The organism is Pseudomonas paraveronii (assembly GCF_963681955.1).
Classification (GTDB): Bacteria; Pseudomonadota; Gammaproteobacteria; order Pseudomonadales; family Pseudomonadaceae; genus Aquipseudomonas; species Aquipseudomonas paraveronii.
On record NZ_OY817130.1, the window covers coordinates 4,650,879 to 4,670,580 of the forward strand.

General features: G+C 61.8%; 15 protein-coding genes. 6 read left to right on the forward strand and 9 right to left on the reverse strand.

The window, feature by feature from the left end; genetic code table 11:
- Positions 1–33: 33 nt before the first annotated feature.
- Entirely contained in the window at positions 34–1,074 is a 1,041-nt protein-coding gene (locus tag U5A08_RS21430) for a DUF2066 domain-containing protein (RefSeq protein WP_253397769.1), read from the reverse strand.
- Positions 1,075–1,430: 356 nt separating this feature from the next.
- On the opposite strand from U5A08_RS21430, the gene purM reads away from it, so the two are divergent.
- From purM to U5A08_RS21450, 4 genes are all read left to right on the forward strand, one after another.
- Positions 1,431–2,489, forward strand: coding sequence for a phosphoribosylformylglycinamidine cyclo-ligase (purM, locus tag U5A08_RS21435; protein ID WP_247397040.1), 1,059 nt, complete (start codon positions 1,431–1,433; stop codon positions 2,487–2,489).
- On the forward strand, positions 2,489–3,139 hold the full coding sequence (purN, locus tag U5A08_RS21440) for a phosphoribosylglycinamide formyltransferase (protein ID WP_253397771.1): 651 nt from the start codon (positions 2,489–2,491) through the stop codon (positions 3,137–3,139). Before purM ends, purN begins: the two co-directional genes overlap by 1 nt.
- 8 nt (positions 3,140–3,147) lie before the next feature.
- Positions 3,148–3,861, forward strand: coding sequence for a DUF3108 domain-containing protein (locus tag U5A08_RS21445; protein WP_253397773.1), 714 nt, complete (start codon positions 3,148–3,150; stop codon positions 3,859–3,861).
- Between the two features lie 311 nt (positions 3,862–4,172).
- Positions 4,173–4,361, forward strand: a complete 189-nt coding sequence (locus U5A08_RS21450; protein ID WP_247397035.1) for a hypothetical protein — start codon at positions 4,173–4,175, stop codon at positions 4,359–4,361.
- A gap of 91 nt (positions 4,362–4,452) precedes the next feature.
- Here the strand turns inward: U5A08_RS21450 and U5A08_RS21455 are convergent, their stop codons facing one another.
- The 8 genes from U5A08_RS21455 to U5A08_RS21490 form a co-directional block, all read right to left on the reverse strand.
- On the reverse strand, positions 4,453–4,998 hold the full coding sequence (locus U5A08_RS21455) for a DUF2058 domain-containing protein (protein ID WP_247397034.1): 546 nt from the start codon (positions 4,996–4,998) through the stop codon (positions 4,453–4,455).
- Positions 4,999–5,023: 25 nt separating this feature from the next.
- On the reverse strand, positions 5,024–5,857 hold the full coding sequence (gene mazG, locus U5A08_RS21460) for a nucleoside triphosphate pyrophosphohydrolase (protein ID WP_253397775.1): 834 nt from the start codon (positions 5,855–5,857) through the stop codon (positions 5,024–5,026).
- 153 nt (positions 5,858–6,010) lie between these two features.
- Positions 6,011–8,254 carry a GTP diphosphokinase gene (relA, locus tag U5A08_RS21465; protein WP_253397777.1) on the reverse strand — a complete coding sequence of 748 codons (2,244 nt, stop codon included), beginning with the start codon at positions 8,252–8,254 and terminating at the stop codon, positions 6,011–6,013.
- 134 nt (positions 8,255–8,388) lie between these two features.
- Positions 8,389–9,741, reverse strand: coding sequence for a 23S rRNA (uracil(1939)-C(5))-methyltransferase RlmD (gene rlmD, locus U5A08_RS21470; protein WP_253397779.1), 1,353 nt, complete (start codon positions 9,739–9,741; stop codon positions 8,389–8,391).
- Positions 9,741–10,643 carry a cysteine synthase CysM gene (gene cysM / locus U5A08_RS21475; RefSeq protein ID WP_253397781.1) on the reverse strand — a complete coding sequence of 301 codons (903 nt, stop codon included), beginning with the start codon at positions 10,641–10,643 and terminating at the stop codon, positions 9,741–9,743. Before cysM ends, rlmD begins: the two co-directional genes overlap by 1 nt.
- A gap of 107 nt (positions 10,644–10,750) precedes the next feature.
- On the reverse strand, positions 10,751–16,618 hold the full coding sequence (locus U5A08_RS21480; RefSeq protein ID WP_321848484.1) for an NEL-type E3 ubiquitin ligase domain-containing protein: 5,868 nt from the start codon (positions 16,616–16,618) through the stop codon (positions 10,751–10,753).
- Between the two features lie 71 nt (positions 16,619–16,689).
- Positions 16,690–17,280 carry a tRNA-uridine aminocarboxypropyltransferase gene (locus U5A08_RS21485; protein WP_321848486.1) on the reverse strand — a complete coding sequence of 197 codons (591 nt, stop codon included), beginning with the start codon at positions 17,278–17,280 and terminating at the stop codon, positions 16,690–16,692.
- 6 nt (positions 17,281–17,286) lie between these two features.
- Positions 17,287–18,180: a LysR family transcriptional regulator gene (locus U5A08_RS21490; RefSeq protein WP_017845303.1), complete on the reverse strand. Its 894-nt coding sequence runs from the start codon at positions 18,178–18,180 to the stop codon at positions 17,287–17,289.
- A 149-nt stretch (positions 18,181–18,329) separates the two neighbouring features.
- On the opposite strand from U5A08_RS21490, the gene speB reads away from it, so the two are divergent.
- Positions 18,330–19,280 carry an agmatinase gene (speB, locus tag U5A08_RS21495; protein ID WP_253397789.1) on the forward strand — a complete coding sequence of 317 codons (951 nt, stop codon included), beginning with the start codon at positions 18,330–18,332 and terminating at the stop codon, positions 19,278–19,280.
- The gene (locus U5A08_RS21500; protein ID WP_321848487.1) at positions 19,280–19,702 is read left to right on the forward strand and encodes a YybH family protein; all 423 of its coding nucleotides are present in this window, start codon (positions 19,280–19,282) and stop codon (positions 19,700–19,702) included. The genes speB and U5A08_RS21500 overlap by 1 nt, the downstream gene beginning before the upstream one ends.

A 19,702-nucleotide genomic window follows, 5' to 3' on the forward strand; every position in this document is an offset into this window, starting at 1 on the left:
ATCTTTTATCGGCTGCTATATAAAGCAGAACATTTACCAACGAAAACGCAGTTGCGCCTGCGGCTCAGGGGCGGCGGCCGGCTGCGTGCCGTCCACTGGCGGTTGCGCAGCCAGTGCTTCACCCGCGGGAATCTCCTGCAACCTGGCCAGGCTCAGTTGAGTACGCAACTGATCGGCGCTGCCATTGACGCGATACACAATACGATTGCCATCCACACGCTGCGGCTGGCCGCCAAACGGCTCGAGCAAGTGGCCCAGCGCCGCATAGCGTTCCAGGGTCATGCCCTGCACTTCCAGCAATTGCTCGGTGCTCACGCCCGGCTTGACGGCAAAGCGGGGCGCCAGTTTTTGGCTGACGGCCAGCATCACGGCATCGGCCACGGCGGCGGTGTCGGCCCCTTGCGCGGTGCCCTGCTCGCTCTTGTCGCCCAGCCACAGGCGCCATTTGGCCTGCCATTGGCTGCCTTCCTGGCGCGCATGCACCGCGAGCATCGCATCGGCGCCGTAGCGTTCCGAGGCCGCACGCAACGGCGTGGCGTCCGCGCTTTCCAGATTCGGCGCAGTGGCGACCACCTGTTCATCCAGATCCCCCAACGGCAGGCGCAGCGGCAAGCCACGGTGTTGCGCCGCACGACGCAGCGCCTGGGCGACGGCCTGGCCATCCCCTACCAGGTTGCTGCCGTCGGTGGAGTCGTTCAGCCACCAACCGAGGATCGACGGCCGATTGCTGCCCCAGATCGACAAGCCCGCCCCACGCAACGCGCGATCGGTGCTGACCGGATCGAAATCCACTTGCAGACTTTCCGGTGGCCCGGCGTCGTAGCCGTATTGGCTGATGATTTGTTGCGGGTCCTTGCGCACCGCCGCCAGGCCAGGGCCATCGGCGGCCTTGGCGTCGCCAGTCAGGCGGAGCACCAGGGTTTGAACGGCGCGCTGGGTCGCCTGGTCGCGTTCTTGCGGGGACTGGCTGCTGACCGGTTCGAGTACTTGATAAAGACCATTGAGGGTTTCGGCATGACTCGCCAGGCTGACCAACGACAAGCAGCCTACAAAAAAGACATTACACAGACGCATGGAAGATTCCCGAACGACAAAATTAGCGACTGGAACAGACCGCGTGATCTCGGTTTGCCAAGGCTGTGACCCCAGCGACCGGTAAAACATTCACGGAGTCTCGGTAAGTTTTCCTACTGTCATAACGATAGCGGGTTCAAGGCTATACCTTAATACGCACCGAAGCAGACCCGATTAGCATTTTTTTAATCGGCTTTTTTAATCTATATGGCCCTGCCCGTCGGCCCGAGGATGGCCGCTGCCCCTCAAGCCTGATAAAATCGCGCGCCTTCGCAGACCGTCAGCGGCTGGGCCTTTTCACAAGCGCCCTTGCCCACTCGGTCGTTACCCCTGAATCCCCCCTAAAGGCCTGGATCATGAGCAAGCAACCCTCCCTGAGCTACAAGGACGCCGGTGTAGACATCGACGCCGGTGAAGCATTGGTCGAACGCATCAAGAGCGTCGCCAAGCGCACTGCGCGCCCCGAAGTCATGGGCGGCCTGGGCGGTTTTGGCGCCCTCTGCGAAATCCCGGCCGGCTACAAACAGCCGGTGCTGGTCTCCGGCACCGACGGCGTGGGCACCAAGCTGCGCCTGGCACTGAACCTGAACAAACACGACAGCATCGGCATCGACCTGGTCGCCATGTGCGTCAACGACCTGGTGGTGTGCGGCGCCGAGCCGTTGTTCTTCCTTGACTACTACGCCACCGGCAAGCTCAACGTCGAGACCGCCACCCAGGTGGTCACCGGTATCGGCGCCGGCTGTGAATTGTCGGGTTGCTCCCTGGTTGGCGGCGAAACCGCTGAAATGCCGGGCATGTACGAAGGCGAAGACTACGACCTGGCCGGTTTCTGCGTCGGCGTGGTAGAAAAAGCCGAGATCATCGACGGCTCCAAAGTCGCTGCCGGCGACGCCCTGCTTGCCCTGCCATCGTCCGGCCCGCACTCCAACGGTTACTCGCTGATCCGCAAGATCATCGAAGTGTCCGGCGCCGACATCGAAAACATCCAGCTCGACGGCAAGCCACTGACCGACCTGCTGATGGCCCCGACGCGCATCTACGTCAAGCCACTGCTCAAGCTGATCAAGGACACGGGCGCGGTCAAAGCCATGGCCCACATCACCGGCGGCGGCCTGCTGGACAACATCCCGCGCGTCCTGCCCAAAGGCGCCCAGGCGATTGTCGACGTGGCCAGTTGGCAGCGTCCTGCGGTATTCGATTGGCTGCAAGAGAAAGGCAACGTCAACGAAACCGAAATGCACCGCGTGCTGAACTGCGGCGTGGGCATGGTGATCTGCGTGGCGCAAGAGCACGTGGAAACTGCGTTGAACGTACTGCGCGAAGCCGGCGAGCAGCCTTGGGTCATCGGCCAGATCGCCGCCGCTGCTGAAGGCGCGGCTCAGGTTGAACTGAAGAACCTTAAGGCGCACTGATGCCTGCAACCTGTGATGTCGTGGTGCTGCTCTCCGGCACCGGCAGTAATTTGCAGGCCCTGATCGACAGCACGCGCACCGGCGACAGCCCGGCGCGCATCGCTGCGGTGATCTCCAACCGCAGCGACGCCTATGGCCTGCAACGCGCCAGGGACGCTGGCATTGCCACGCGCACCCTGGATCACAAGGCTTTCGAAGGTCGCGAGGCCTTCGACAGCGCCTTGATCGAACTGATCGATACCTTTAACCCCAAACTCGTGGTACTGGCCGGCTTCATGCGCATCCTCAGCGCGGATTTCGTGCGGCACTACGCAGGGCGGCTGCTGAATATCCACCCTTCCCTACTGCCCAAGTACAAAGGCATGCACACCCATCAGCGCGCCCTCGACGCGGGCGACAGCGAGCATGGCTGCAGCGTGCATTTTGTGACGGAGGAACTCGATGGCGGGCCTCTGGTCGTACAGGCAGTGGTTCCGGTAGAGTCTGACGACTCGGCGCAGACGCTTGCGCAACGGGTTCATACCCAGGAACACAGGATTTACCCGCTGGCTGTTCGCTGGTTTGCCGAGGGACGGTTGATTCTTGGTAAACAGGGTGCATTATTGGACGGCCAGTTACTCGCGGCCAGCGGCCACTTGATTCGAACCTAGGAGTTTTTATGCGTCGCGCCTTGCTCTTCGCTTTTGCGCTGTTCGCCTTGCCTGCGGTGCAAGCAGCAGATTTACATCCTTTCTCCGCCAGCTATACCGCCGACTGGAAACAGTTGCCCATGAGCGGCTCGGCCGAGCGCAGCCTGACCCACAATGGCGACGGCACCTGGACCTTGAATTTCAAGGCGTCCATGATGATCGCCAGCCTCACCGAAACCAGCGTGCTCCACTTCGACAAGGACGCCCTGCAACCGAAGAGCTACACCTTCGAACGCGGCGGCCTGGGCAAGGCGAAGAAGATCAACCTGGACTTCGACCAGACGGCCAAGAAAGTCACCGGCTTTGAAAACAAAGATCCGGTCAACGTTGCCCTGCAAAGCGGCATGCTCGACAAGTCGACCTACCAGTTGGCGCTGCAGCGCGATGTCGCGGCTGGCAAGAAGAGCATGAGCTACAACGTGGTTGAAGGCACCGACGTCGACACCTACGACTTCCGCGTGATCGGCCCGGAAAAGGTCCAGACCAAAGCCGGCTCCATCGACGCGATCAAGGTCGAGCGCGTGCGCGATCCGACTCAAAGCAAGCGCATCACCCAGATGTGGTTTGCCAAGGACTGGGGCGGCATCCTGGTTGCTCTGCGTCAGGTGGAAACCGACGGCAAGGAATACAACATCATGCTGCAAGACGGTACGGTTGACGGTCAGTCTGTCAAAGGTAGCTGATAGCGCCGATGAGTTAAAAAGAGCCTCGCGCAATGCGGGGCTTTTTTTCGCCTGGGATTTTTTAGGCAAGGCCACTATCGCCATCGCGAACAACGCCAATCCAATGCCAAAGCCTTACGCCAAGATGAAACTTTTGTCATAAAACTCAGCAGCCTGCGGCGCAATGTCGCGGCTTACGCGGCCTGCGGGATTGTTGCGAATACTGCAAAGAACTGTTGCAGGAAAAATCAGTTTACCTAGCAAGCTAACAAAACATATAACAAAAGCCTGCGACGACTTGCCGCAGATCAACCAGAGATTGGAGCAAGCAGATGACTGTAAAAGTAACTGAACGCGACGACGAACATATGTCCCACGAAGCATTGGGCCATGGGATTCACATCTGGGATGTACACCAACAAGACCTGCTGGTCGGCATGTTTCATAACGAGAGCGACGCTCATAATTATAAGAACGAGCTCGAAAGCCTTGAGATGAAACGCCAGGCACAAAGCGTCTGAATATTCGCAAGACTCAGGCGCCAGGCCTACGCAGCTTGGTTGCCTGAAAACAAAAACCCGCCTTTGAGCGGGTTTTGTTGGCTCTACAGCCTCACCACATCAGATCATCCGGGATCTGGTAGGCGGCGTATGGATCATCCTCATCCGGCACCTGGCTTTCCGTCAGGATATTGAGCTGGACGATACGCTCCGGCGCACGCTCCTGGATCTTCAGCGCCGCTTCGCGCGGGATCACCTCGTAACTGCCAGCGTGATGCACGATCGCCAGGGAACCGTTGCTCAGCTTGTTACGCATCAGCGTGTTGACCGACAGGCGCTTGACCTTCTTGTCATCCACGAAGTTGTAGTAGTCCTCGGTGGTTAGCTTGGGCAGGCGCGAGGTCTCGATCAGTTGCTTGACCTGGGCCGTGCGGGCCTTGGCCTCGGCTTTTTCCTGCTGCTGGCGGTTCAGCTCCTGGTCGCGCTTGACCTTCTCGGCCATCGCTTCCTGGGCCAGGCGTGCCTGGGTGTCATCGGCCTCGGCCTGGCCCTTGTGGACCAGACGTTGCTGTTTCTGTTTGTCTTTGCCGACCTGCTTGGCCTGCTTTTGGTTGACCAGACCTGCTTTGAGCAACTGGTCGCGAAGGGAAAGGCTCATGGTGCTTACTCACTTAGGCAACTGCTCAACCGCAGCTGGACACATTCTTTTCCTGGCGTTTGGCTTCGCCCCACAGGGCGTCCAACTCTTCGAGGGTGCAATCTTCCATGGATTGGCGCGTATCGCGCAATGCCTGTTCGATAAATCGGAAACGTCGCTCGAACTTGGCATTGGCACCGCGCAAGGCAGTTTCCGGGTCGACCTTGAGGTGCCGGGCCAAGTTGACCGCGGCAAACAGCAGGTCACCGACTTCATCGGCGATGGCCACGGCATCGTTATCGGCCATGGCTTCGAGCACTTCATCCAGCTCTTCGCGGACGTTATCCACCACCGGCAAAGCAGCGGGCCAGTCGAAACCGACCTGGCTGGCGCGCTTTTGCAATTTGGCGGCACGGGACAGGGACGGTAAAGCGGTGGGCACATCGTCGAGTAGGGAAAGTTGCTCGGGGGCATCGGACTTTTCCGCACGCTCCTCGGCCTTGATCTGCTCCCAGCGCGCCTTGACCTGCTCCTCGCTCAGTTGCGGGACATCCAGCGGCGCGTACAGATCGCCGGTGGGGAATACATGGGGATGACGTCGAATCAGCTTGCGGGTGATGCTGTCGATCACTCCCGCGAACTCGAAGCGCCCTTCTTCGCGCGCCAGTTGGCTGTAATACACCACTTGAAACAGCAGGTCGCCCAGTTCGCCTTGCAGGTGATCGAAGTCGCCGCGCTCGATGGCGTCGGCGACTTCGTAGGCCTCTTCCAGGGTGTGCGGGACGATGCTCGCGTAGGTTTGCTTGATGTCCCACGGGCACCCGTACTTCGGGTCGCGCAGGCGGCTCATCAGGTGCAGCAGGTCTTCAAGTGAATACATCGATCTCTATCCGATCAGTTCAGAACGCCGCCGATCTAATGTGGGAGGGGGCTTGCCCCCGATTGCGGTGGGTCAACCAAGAATCGGGTACCTGACACTCCGCTTTCGGGGCCAAGCCGCCTCCCACCTTTCAGACTGTGTTCATCCAGATGTTCATGGCGTGCGGTTGCGCCGGGTTTCGATGATGTTCGGCAACTGGGAAATCCGCCCCAGCAACCGCCCCAACGCGTCCAGCCCCGGAATCTCGATGGTCAGGGACATCAACGCGGTGTTGTCCTCCTTGTTCGAGCGGGTATTGACGGCCAGCACGTTGATCCGCTCATTGAGCAGCACTTGCGACACGTCACGCAGCAGGCCGGAACGGTCGTAGGCACGGATGATGATGTCCACCGGATAGGTGAGCACCGGCACCGGCCCCCAACTGACCTGGATGATCCGCTCCGGCTCGCGCCCGCCCAACTGCAGCACCGAGGCGCAGTCCTGGCGGTGAATGCTCACGCCACGGCCCTGGGTGATGTAGCCGACGATGGCGTCGCCCGGCAGCGGCTGGCAGCAACCGGCAATTTGCGTCATCAGGTTGCCGACGCCCTGGATCTGGATATCGCCACGCTTGCCAGGCTTGTAGCCGGTGGCTTTGCGCGGGATCAACTCCAGTTGTTCGTTGCCCCGCTCCGGCTCCACCAGTTGCTGGGCCAGGTTGACCAGTTGCGCCAGACGCAGGTCGCCGGCACCGAGGGCGGCGAACATGTCTTCGGCGATCTTCATGTTGGCTTTTTCGGCCAACTTGTCGAAGTCCACCTGGGGCAGGCCCAGGCGCGCCAGTTCGCGTTCGAGCAGGGTTTTGCCGGCGGCGACGTTCTGATCACGTGCCTGCAATTTGAACCAGTGGACGATCTTCGCCCGCGCCCGCGACGTGGTGATGTAGCCCAGGTTCGGGTTCAGCCAGTCGCGGCTCGGCGTGCCGTGCTTGCTGGTGATGATCTCGACCTGTTCGCCGGTCTGCAGGCTGTAGTTGAGCGGCACGATGCGCCCGTTGATCTTGGCGCCCCGGCAGTTGTGGCCGATTTCGGTGTGGACGCGGTAGGCAAAGTCCAGCGGCGTGGCGCCCTTGGGCAAGTCGATAGCGTGGCCGTCGGGGGTGAAGATGTAGACCCGGTCCGGTTCGATATCCACCCGCAGTTGTTCGGCCAGGCCGCCGATGTCGCCGAGTTCTTCGTGCCATTCCAGCACTTGGCGCAGCCAGGAGATTTTCTCTTCGTACTGGTTGGACCCGGCCTTGACGTCGGTGCCCTTGTAGCGCCAGTGCGCGCACACCCCCAACTCCGCCTCTTCGTGCATCGCGTGGGTGCGGATCTGCACTTCCAACACCTTGCCCTCGGGGCCGATCACCGCAGTGTGCAGCGAGCGATAGCCGTTTTCCTTGGGGTTGGCGATGTAGTCGTCGAATTCCTTGGGGATGTGCCGCCACAGGGTGTGGACGATACCCAGCGCGGTGTAACAGTCGCGCACTTCCGGCACCAGCACCCGCACGGCGCGCACGTCGTAGATCTGGCTGAACGCCAGGCCTTTGCGCTGCATTTTGCGCCAGATCGAATAGATGTGCTTGGCGCGGCCGCTGATGTCGGCATCGACGCCGGTGGCCTGCAGCTCGGCACGCAACTGGCCCATCACGTCGGTGATGAAACGCTCACGGTCGAGCCGGCGCTCATGCAGCAGCGTGGCAATCTGTTTGTATTGGTCGGGTTCGAGGTAGCGGAAGGACAAGTCCTCCAGCTCCCACTTGATATGGCCGATACCCAGGCGGTGCGCCAGGGGTGCGTAGATGTCGAAGACTTCGCGGGCGACGCGGTTGCGCTTTTCGTCGTCGGCGGTCTTCACCGCACGAATCGCGCAGGTGCGTTCGGCCAGCTTGATCAAGGCGACGCGCACGTCGTCGACCATCGCCACCAGCATCTTGCGCAGGTTTTCCACCTGGCCCTGGGTGCCCAGTACCATGGACTGGCGCGGGCTGAGGCTGGCGCTGATGGCGGCCATGCGCAGCACGCCGTCGATCAACTTGGCCACCAGCGTACCAAAACGCTGGCTGACCAGCGGCAAGGCAATATGTCCTTCCCGCACGCCGCGATAGAGCACGGCGGCGATCAGTGAATCCTGGTCCAGTTTGAGATCGGCGAGGATCTCAGCGATTTCCAACCCGGTACGAAAGCTTGAAGTGCCCTCCGCCCACAGGTTCTTGGCCGCATTGTCTTGCTGTTCAGACTCGCGAGCGAACTCGCAGGCTGCTTTCAAGGCTTCACGGTCCAGTGCCGGGTCGACACTGACGGCATGATCCAGCCATGCCTCGAGATTGATACTACCGTCGGTGTTGATCGGCTGGTGTGCTCTCACCTGTACCATCTTGCTTACCTTCCCTACGACGCACCTTCGATGCGCCAAAAATCATCGCTGACCTGCTTTATCACTAAAGCTCACACACTCCCAGGCAGATCACGGCCCAGGAGAATGCAGGCCAGTCGGATTAAACGGGCATCCTAGCCCGCTTCAAATAACGCCATCGCCTCAACATGCGCAGTTTGCGGAAACATGTCGAGAATCCCGGCACGTTTTAGCCGGTAGCCCTGCTTGACCAGCTCAACCGTGTCCCGCGCCAGCGTTGCCGGGTTGCAGGACACGTACACCAGGCGCTTGGCTCCCAGAGTGGCGAGCTTGCGCACAACCTCCAGGGCACCATCGCGGGGTGGGTCCAAGAGTACCGCAGAAAAGCCCTGTTTGGCCCATTCCGCGTCAGTCAACGACTGGGTTAAATCGGCCTGAAAAAACTGCACATTATGCAAATTATTGCTGATGGCATTGAGCCCCGCGCGCTCGACCATGGTCTGTACACCTTCCACCGCCACCACTTCACGCACCTGGCGAGCGAGTGGCAGCGCGAAGTTGCCCAGGCCGCAAAACAGGTCCAGCACCCGCTCATCGGCTTGCGGCGCCAGCCATTCGAGGGCCTGGGCGACCATCGCCGCGTTGACCCCGGCGTTGACCTGGACAAAATCGCCCGGCCGATACGCCAGTTCCAGATCCCACTGTTCCAACCGATAACCGAGGGCCTGGTCAGGCGCGACCGGCTCCGGCTGGCCCTCGCCATGCAGCCACAACTGGGCCTCATGGAAGGCGCAAAATTCGTTGAGGATCTGCAGGTCGGCGTCCGACAACGGCGCCATATGCCGCAACAATACGGCGATGGACGACCCGCTGAACAGCTCCACATGCCCCAATGCCTGCGGTTTGCTCAGGCGGCGCAGCATGCCGGGCAAGCGCTGCATGATCGGTTGCAAGGCCTGTACCAGCACCGGGCAATCGTCGATGGCGACGATGTCCTGGCTGGCCACGGCGCGGAAACCGACTTCCAGTTTCTTGGCCTTGGCATCCCAGCGCACGGCCACACGGGCGCGACGCCGATAGCCAAACTCCGGCCCGCTCAACGGCGCGGCCCACGCTTGCGGTTCGACCCCCGCCACACGCGATAACTGCTCGGCGAGCATGCGCTGTTTCAGGGCAAGTTGTTCAGCATGGGGCAGGTGCTGCACGCTGCAACCGCCGCAACGGCCGAAGTGCGCGCACGGTGCCGGGCGGCGCAGCTCGCTGGCCTTGAACACCCGCTCGGTGCGCGCCTCGACCACTTTGCCGTGGGCGCCCAACACCCGTGCTTCCACCTCTTCGCCGGCCAGCGCACCGTTGACGAACCAGGTGCGGCCTTCGAAGAACACGATGCCTCGACCGTCATTGGCCAGGCGCTCGATGGTCAGGCGTTGCTTCTTGCCCACCGGAATCTGTGGGGTACGGCTGCCGCCCGTCGGCTGGAAGCGCAGGCCTCTCTCGTGCTTGGCCATCAGTTGGGTTCGTCGAAAATGCCGGTCGACAAGTAACGGTCGCCACGGTCACAGATGATCGCGACGATCACTGCGTTTTCCACTTCCTTGGACAATCGCAACATGCCGGCCACGGCGCCGCCGGAGGACACGCCGCAGAAGATGCCTTCTTCACGCGCCAGGCGGCGCGTGGTGTCTTCGGCTTCACGCTGGGCCATGTCGATGATGCGATCCACACGCGTGGCGTTGTAGATCTTCGGCAAATACTCTTCAGGCCAGCGACGAATCCCGGGGATCGACGCGCCTTCCATTGGTTGCAGGCCGACGATCTGGATCGCCGGGTTCTGCTCCTTGAGGTAGCGCGAGTTGCCCATGATGGTGCCGGTGGTGCCCATGGAGCTGACGAAATGGGTAATCGTGCCCTGGGTCTGGCGCCAGATTTCCGGGCCGGTGGTGGTGTAGTGCGCCTCGGGGTTGTCGCCGTTGGCGAACTGGTCCAGCACCTGGCCACGGCCTTCGGCGGCCATGCGCTCGGCGAGGTCGCGGGCGCCTTCCATGCCTTCTTCCTGGGTGACCAGGACCAATTCGGCACCGTAGGCGGTCATCGCGGCCTTGCGCTCGGCACTGCCATTGTCGGGCATGATCAGCACCATCTTGTAACCCTTGATCGCCGCAGCCATGGCCAGGGCGATCCCGGTGTTACCGGAGGTGGCTTCGATCAGGGTGTCGCCGGGCTTGATCTGCCCGCGCAGCTCGGCGCGGGTGATCATCGACAGCGCCGGACGGTCCTTCACGGAACCGGCCGGGTTGTTCCCTTCGAGCTTGAGCAACAGGGTATTGCTGGTTTCACCCGCCATGCGTTGCAAGCGGACCAGGGGCGTGTTGCCGACGCAATCGGCGATTGTAGGGTACTGCAAGGTCATGGCGTATTCGCAATCCAGACTGCGGGGGCGAACATCATACCGGGAAAGCCTGGCGCGCCATATCACGCAAAGTGCGGTGCTTATGGCTTAAAGGCATAAGCACGCAATCAGCCGGTCACGAAGCGGGTCCATTCCTCGCGTGTCAGTTGATCAATCAATTGCTCCTCGTCGCGTGTCCTCATGACTTGAATCTGACGCACCCGCCGCAGATACGCGCCTTCGCTCATCTCCCCGCTTTCGACGCCCTCCTGCGCACGCTCCATTTCTCGATCGTAACGCCCAAGTTGCGCGTCGAACCGCGCGTGGTATTTACGCATGAGAAATTGCCTCCAGTAGTCCTCTTGCGCGAATAAAGCCGGCCAGTCGACATCCGCCTCGGCGGCCACGATGAAGCCGTGCGTCGTGGCGATGAAGTCTGCGTTGGGGCCTGGCATTGTCCTGGCCAAACGCTCGTCGAATCCCAGGGGTAAATCCAGGCTGTACGCCAACGCGATGCGGCAGGCAAGAATAATGCTGCTCTGCGCCTCTGGCTCTGGAGCGACGTGGGAACGCTCCACAATCACATCAATGATCCGGAACCGGCGCATCGCTCGAAAATAGTTCAGGAGTGGCGCGGCATCCCCGTCCGCGTCGCGGGCGAGCAGTTCGATCGGTAGGAACTTAAGCTCCAGCGCGTTGAATGATAACAGCCAGCCATCCACCCCGCGATTGAGCTCGAAGCGGTGCTGAAACAGGATCACGGCCAGTTGCTCGTTATGGATCGCACTCTCGATCAACTGCCACACACGGTACGTCAGATCGTTCCGTAGTGCCCGAAAGCCGGGAGCGACGAGCGGAGGATAGGCAGCGATACGTTCCAGCAGCGCAAAAAAATCTTCCGCCATCTGGCGTTTCTGCAGTTGTTTCCAGAGTTCTTTATAGCGGGGAACCTCATCGAAAGGCAGCACCACCAACCATCTGTCGGAGCCCGCGGGGGCCGCTGTGGGCTGGGTGTCCAGGCCAAAATCGATATCCGATTGGCCTGGGACCTCACGGTAGCGGCGTATCACTTGCAAGGAGCCCTGTGAAAGCGGGTTACCTTGCAAATTCATCGCGCGATAGACGTTCGGGAAAATAAACAAATCGAGGCTGGTCAAGACCGATATTCGATTGTCACGCAAATCAAAGCGCTCCAGCGATCGCAAGCTGGTGGCGCCAAGGGGCAGGCTTTCAATTTGCGTATTGCGCAGGTTAAGCACACGCAACTTCTTCAACTGATGCAGCTTCAAGCGTTGCCCCTGCCGCAATGGGTTTACCGATAAATCCAGCTTGACCAGGCTGGTCATGTCCGCGAGCCGCTCCACGTCCCCCAGTCGAAACCTGAGCTGATTGTTCGAGAGGTTGAGCAGCGATAAATAGCCCAGCTGTGTCAACCCGACGGGAAAGCGCTGCAGATGATTGCCATTGAAAAAAGCCCAGCGCACTTGCGGGAAACACCTGAGGAAATTCGCGGGAATGGCCTGCAGCCGATTATTTTTCAGGCTCAACACTTCGACATGGCCGAAATAGGCGCCCAGCGTCGGCAAGTCACTCAATGCCAAGTCATCCAGGACGAGTTCATACGGTACCCCGCGAATGGAGTCTTCTTTAGCCCAGCAACGCCGAATGCGCGCAGCCGCCTCACGTTGTGCGGACAAGTGCTCGGGCTTCCCCAGCAGGCACCATCGGTCAAGGTTGTCATTCAAGACGGCGCGCTCTTTGAACATGAAGTTGATCGAGGCTTCCCGCTCCTGAACGGAATCACTCAGGTTATTGAGCAGCTCGAAGGCCTGCTCATCGGTTTTCGTTGGAAACAACTGCCGCAGCCGGGCGACCTGTTCACGGTCCACCGGTCCCCAATGCTCACCGCCGCTCAGCGGGTAACCCACGCGCCCATCCGCCAGGCGCTGCGGCGGGATGTACCAGGGGCGTCGCTGTGGGTCGAACCGGCTGAGCGTGTGTTGCGAACGCTGTTCGATCTCCTGGCGCAGCGCATCGTGGGTGTAGTGCAGGGCGTCACGTTCAATCGACGGTAATGCGTCCAGCAGCACAGCCAGGAACGCCCCAGGACGCCCCGTCGGTTGCCGCTCACCGTTCGCGAGAAGAATGTAGGCCTGATAATCCACGTCGACCGGTTCCAATATCCGTCTGAGCGCAGCGTCGACCGGGCCGATCCTATCGATCAGGCGACCGCGCTCCCACACCTCGACCCGCAGGTGGCTCGGCCATCCGTCGATGTCCGGCAATGTATGCAGGATCAGTCTTGAGGTCTCTTCACTTGCTGCAGCCGGCAGATACAATCCCTGCAGCGCCCTGATCTTGCGCGCCGCACTCACCCGCCAACGCACGGCCGACATCAGGCTCAAGGGGATGCGGCCGGCCTGCAGGCTGAGGCGCTCCTGCGCGGTGATGTCGCGCACCAGTTCTTCGGCCAGTGCCGCCGTCAAACTGGGAAAATCGCGCTGCAGCACCTGCGCCAACGGATCGCTCGATGGCGCCTGTTTTGGGCTCAGCGCCTTGAAAAACAGGCGCTCCATGTGGGGCCGGTCGCGCGCCACCTTGGCCTCGATCAGCGCGACTTGCTCGACACGGCTGCCCCCCGCCTGCCCCACCAACGCCTCGGCGCTTTCGTTGCCGACCTCACCGAGCACCCTGTCGAAAAAGTCCCGCCCCGCGTCCACGCCGCTGCTGACCCGTTGATGAAGCGTGAACCGCTCAAGGGTTTCCAGCACGGCCACCGGCGGGCGTTCATTGCCTGTATGTATCCGGCGCAGGATGTCCGCTGTCACCCCGCTGATCCGCTGAATCTGCTCGATGGCATCCGCCGGCAACGCGCGGGCAAACGGGCCAAGACGCTGGAACGCCTTGTGCCCGTCCCACGTCAGCGGGTTTTCCCATTCATGCCGCCAGGCGCCGGCGCCGTTGTGGCTCAACAACGGGGAATACGCATCGTTCAGGGACGGGTGTACGATGCGCCATGGCTGCTCCGCCACCTTGAAATAGGCATCGTCCAGCCGCAGGTAGCGCTCCGTCCCCTGACGGTAAAGGCCAAGGGCATCGGGCTCTGCGGCGATATGGGCCGTATCGACGTGACTGACGTAGTGCGCGATGTCGCGCCGGTCGGGATAAAACGAGCCGTCCGGCGCACGATGGCGCAACAGGGCGCGAGCGACCTGATTGCGAAAATCGGCGACGCGGTGCTGCGCATCCAACCCGAGTCGACGCTGCTCATCGTCGGACAACTGGCGCATGATCGCCAGATAGAAAGCGTTGGCGCCGCTCAGCATGGCGCCGGTGCGCGACTCACGGTGGTAATACGGTGAAAATCGTCCTTGGTCCTGATCAATGACCACCACGCTGCGGTCTTGCGCCCCCTGCGAAACATAGGGCACCGCTCGCGTGGCCGGGCTGACCAGCAACGCCTGGGCGCTGCCGTCGCGCAGCACGCTGTGGGCGAAATGCGCGGCCCAGTCCTGGGTTTGCCGGGCATACCGGCGCGGATGAAACAGACCATCGACGATGGCTTCGCGGCGCGCCACCTGGCGCGCGGCGCGCAATGCGTCGTAAAGCGCCTCGGGTTGCAGTTGCGACTGCAGCAATTGGGTCTGCTGATGCGCCGATAACGGGTGTTCGCGCAACACCTCCAGCAGCCGCGCCAGGCTCAATTCGGGGTGCAAGGTCCGTAGTTGGGCAATCACCGCCGGTACGGGCTGATCGAGGTTGACACGGTCGGGCAACAAGCTGAGCACCGACGCACTCGCGCCCGCTGCGTCAGCACGCCGGGTCTGGGCAAACCGCGTGAGCGCGTCAAACAGGTCGATCCTCAAGGCCCTGGCTTTAGTCGCCAATTGCTGGCACAGCACCTGCACGCCCCCTGAAACAAGCGTCGGCAACAACGCCACGATAGCCTGTGCCGGATGGGCGGTGAAGCGGCGCGGCGTGGCATAGGCGAACGCATGGTTTTCCAGCGCGGTCAGCGTGACCACCGCGGTTGTCGCGCGCGTTGCCTGTTTGCTGTAGCGACGCACCTCCAGGCCCTGATGGTTTTCAATGCTCAAGCAGGTCTCCACCGGCCAACCCTGCAGTTGGGTGAGCAGCGGCGCCATGACGTCCAGCGCGTCGATCGGCGCGGGGCGTTCGGGGTCGGCCGTGGCCACCCAATCGATCAGCCGGTCGGCGCGCAACCGATGCACCGCGTCGACCAGGGACGCCGACGCGGGCGCGCCCTCCCATACCTGGCTCAAGGTCTGCGCCGAGGTAGCGCTCGTTTCGAGGACAACCTCAATGTCCCGTAGCGGTACGTCCTGACTGCCGAGCATTCTTTCGAGCACCTGCGGGCTCGTCAGCTGCCGATGCTCGGGCCCTGCACTGTGCTGCCGGGACAAGCGTTGATACAAGTGCTGATGGCGACGCTGCACGCTGCGCGCCAAACGAGTATGCAATCGGCCACTGATCAGCAAATCGGCAAGGTCGGCAAACCCCTGGACCAACTCGACCGGCTCCCCCAGCAGCGCCCGCTGCCCACCTTCGACCAGCGCTTGCTCCATCGCCACGAACATCGCAAAGGCCCTTACCCGCCCCAACCCTTTCAACGCCCCCGGCACCGGGATCAACAGCACATCGAGAATTTCACTGATGAGGGTCTGGAACAGCTCAAGCATCGTGGACATAAACCCGGGCGTCTGGTGGGCCAGTTCTTGCAGATTGGCGCGACTGCGCTTGAGATAGAAATCGTTCAAGCTCACCGGCGGGACCTTTTGCACGGCGTTGCGCACATAGCCGACCTTGTCGACGATATCGACTTTCGGAATCGCTCGGGCCAGCCAGTCGACCAGCTTTTCCAGGCCCTCAAGGTCGCGACGCGGCTGCGCGGTCTGGGCGATTTGCTTGAGCCGCGCACAGTCACTCAGACACATGATCTGGTACAGCCAACCGGTCTGCCCCTCGCGGTAGGCCGAATGAAACTGCGCATGAAACACCTCGCAGGCTTCCCGATGGCTGTCGTGATGACGCAGGGACCCGCCGGGGCGATTCGGGATAAAACTGAAGGCCCCCTTGCAACCGCTGACGGAAAACACGATGTGGGGAATGCTCAAGCTGTCGCCGGGAGGCTTGCCGACGTACTGCCCGACAAAGCCGATCGATTGTGGCAGCCAACTGACGTTGTCCGTCCCATGGGGCACGAACAACAGCATTTCCTCTACGTGCTCCCAGCGCGCCTCTCCCGCCAACGCACGTTTCACCTGCTGGTATTTGTCCCGGTCGACGCGGCTGGCTTTGGTGTCCCTCAAGGCGTCGATGAGGGCAAACGCAAACTCGGCATTGGCTAACCGCATGATGCCGCTGCCCAGCGAAGCGTTGGCCTGCAGCGCCTGGTCGAGATGGTCGCGCAGTTGCCCGCCGAGATCGAGCCGGCGCACCAGCGCAATGAAATCGCTGGCGGTCGCATTGACGCCCTGGTCGAGGTAACTGGCATCGGCCAGGCCGGTGCGGCCGGGGTAGCTCCAACCGGTCAGGCCGTCATAGTTCATACAGGCGGCGTCCCATAGGGTCACGTGCGAGACCAGGATCTCATCGCCTTTAAATTCGCGCCGGACTCGACCGGACGGCTTGAGGTAACGGGTATGGATCTTCGCGACCGTAGGGTCGATGTCCTGGCCGGTCAGGGCTTTCAATTCACTGCGCAACGACGCCATGGCGTGTTCTTCGAACGCAACGGTGAATTGGCGAATGTCGCGCTCCAGGGTGTGCTGGGCATCGATCCAGGCCCTTTGCAGGCTCACGTACTCGCGTTGTTCTGCGAGGTTTAGCACGCCCAGAAGGCCGTCGAACTCGGTTCTCAAGGCATCCAGGGCTTGCAAGGCCGACCACTCCGGGCCAGCCATCAAGGGCGCGCGCTGCTGCGCGATAAAATCGGTCAGTTCGTTCTGCGGCGCGGGGTTAATCGGCTCGCCCATGGTGTCGCTCCTGAAAAGCTCAGCCTAGCGCCTCGCCGTCAGCATCTCAGGTAGCTATGTAGCGCCATGGATCAGCTGTGGTTCTTGTCGAAAACCGCCGGCCCCATCGCCGCGATCTGGCCCTCGATCAACGCATCGAAGGGGTTGAGCAACGGCTCGAACGATGTCGGCGCCTCCAGCACCTGCAACGCCTGCACAATCGCCTCCACCGTCGACAACGCACCGGGGCCCGGCGCCTTGCGCAGGCGGTAGCGCGAGACGGCGCCCGCGGCCAGCGTCACCCTGGGCAGCGCCGCCAGCAGCGGGTTGAGGTGCAACAGCTTGCGCGCCTTGCGCCAGGTGCCGTCGGGGACCACCAGCAACACCGGCTCGTCACCCGGCCCATACGCCTGCAGCGGTTGGGCATCGTCAGCGGGAAACAACAGGCGCGCCTGATAACCAGGCGGGTTCAACAAGCTCGGCAGATCATCGAATACCTCGCCCACCACCAACTGCGCATTCTTCAAGCCCAACGCCGCCAGCCGCGCGGTATTGAGCGCATGGTTGACCTCGCTCGGGTGCTGCAGCAGTAACACGCGGGTGCGGCTGTCGAGGCTGGGGATCAGCGCGCACAGGCAATGGCTGGCGGGCCGCAGGCAACGGGAGCATTGGGGTCTGGACATGGTTTTTCAGGCCTGGTTGAGCTGGGTTTTGAGCAAGTCGCGAAAGGTCTGGATCAGCGGTTCACGGCTACGGCCACGGCGCATGATCATCGAGAACGGCGCCTGGTAGCCGAAGGTCGCCGGCAGCAGCACCCGCAGGTCGCCCTTGTCGGCCCACGCCTGGGCGTAGTGCTCGGGCAGGTAGCCGATGTAGGCGCCGGACAACACCAGGATCAGTTGCGCCTCCATACTTTCCACGGTGGCGGCGCTGTGCTTGAAGCCATGGCGTGCCAACTCCGCCTGGCTCCAGTAGCCGCGTCCGACCATGCGTTGTTGGGTGATCACCTGTTCAGGGATGCGCCGCTCATTGAACAGCGGGTGCCGGGTGCTGCAATACAACCAGTGCTGCTCGCGGTACAGCGGCATGTAGATCAGCCCGCTCATGCGGTTGGAAAACGCGCCGATGGCCAGGTCCAGGCGGTTGTCCTGCACGCCCAGTTGCAGTTCGTAAGGGCTCAGCACCGACAAATGCAGGTGCACCGCCGGGTGTTCCAGGCTGTAGGCGCCGATCACCTCGGCGAACGGCAGGGCCTTGTCGCTGACGGTGGAATCGAGCACGCCGAGCTTGAGCGTGCCACGCAGTTCGCCTTTGAGCGCGGCGGCGTATTGCTCGAAGCCTTCGAGTTCGCCCAGTAGCCGCAGGGTTTCCTGATGGAACAGCTCGCCCTTGCTGGTCAGGCTGAACCCGCCCCGGCCGCGATGGCACAGCACCAGGCCCAACGCCGATTCGAGCTGGCTCATATAGGTGCTGATCGCCGAGGTCGAGAGGTTGAGTTCGTGCTGCGCATTGGCGAACCCCTGGTGGCGCACGACGCTGACGAAGATGCGCAGGAGTTTCAGGTCGGGCAAGGCGTTGGCCATGGTCGGCTCCGGGGAGGTGATCGCAGCAGTCTACCTGCCGGCATTAGTTTAGAAAAATCTGAACTAAGTATTTACCCCTAGCGATTCTTCCTACCCCGGGCTTTTCGCAGAATCGGCCACTAATAAACACAACACGATGAGGCAATCCCGTGGACAAGATTTTCCACCAACCACTGGGCGGCAACGAAATGCCGCGCTTCGCCGGCATCGCCACCATGATGCGTCTTCCCCATTTGCAATCGGCCAAGGGCCTGGACGCGGCCTTTATCGGCGTGCCGCTGGACATCGGCACCTCGCTGCGCGCCGGCACCCGCTTCGGCCCGCGGGAAATCCGCGCCGAATCGGTGATGATCCGCCCGTACAACATGGCCACCGGTGCCGCACCGTTCGACTCGCTGTCGGTGGCCGACATCGGCGACGTGGCGATCAACACCTTCAACCTGCTCGACGCCGTGCGCATCATTGAAGAAGCCTACGACGAGATCCTCGAGCACAACGTGATCCCCATGACCCTGGGCGGCGACCACACCATCACCCTGCCGATCCTGCGGGCGATCCACAAGAAACACGGCAAGGTCGGGCTGGTACACATCGATGCCCATGCCGACGTCAACGACCATATGTTCGGCGAGAAAATCGCCCATGGCACCACCTTCCGCCGTGCGGTGGAAGAAGGCTTGCTCGATTGCGACCGCGTGGTACAGATCGGCCTGCGCGCCCAGGGCTACACCGCCGAAGACTTCAACTGGAGCCGCAAGCAGGGCTTTCGCGTGGTGCAGGCCGAAGAATGCTGGCACCACTCCCTCGCGCCGTTGATGGCCGAAGTACGCGAAAAAGTCGGGGGTGGCCCGGTGTACCTGAGTTTTGATATCGACGGTATCGACCCCGCCTGGGCGCCCGGCACCGGCACCCCGGAAATCGGCGGGCTGACCACCATCCAGGCGATCGAAATCATCCGCGGCTGCCAAGGCCTCGACCTGATTGGTTGCGACCTGGTAGAAGTTTCGCCGCCTTACGACACCACCGGCAACACCTCGCTGCTGGGCGCCAACCTGCTGTACGAAATGCTTTGCGTACTGCCCGGTGTGGTGCACCGCTGATGAGCACCCATGAGGTGTTGAAAGCGGCGGCCGACCTAGTGTCGGCCTTCGCACGCAACGACCGCGAGGCTTACTTCGGCGCATTCAGCGCCGACGCCAGCTTCGTGTTCTACACCCTGCCCCAGCCGCTGCTCAGTCGCGATGCCTACCAGGCGTTGTGGGACAGCTGGCGCCGGGACGAGGGGTTCGAGGTGCTGTCCTGCGTCTCGAGCAACGCCGTTGTCAGCCTGCAGGGTGATGTGGCGATTTTTATGCATGACGTGGCCACCGAGCTGCGCATGAACGGGGAGCAATTCAATAGCCAGGAACGCGAGACCATTGTCTTCACACGGCAAGGGTTAGACGTACAACAAAAACAAGGCCTGTGGCTGGCCTGTCACGAACATTTGTCCGCTATGCCGGAAGGGCTGCCGCCCCATTAG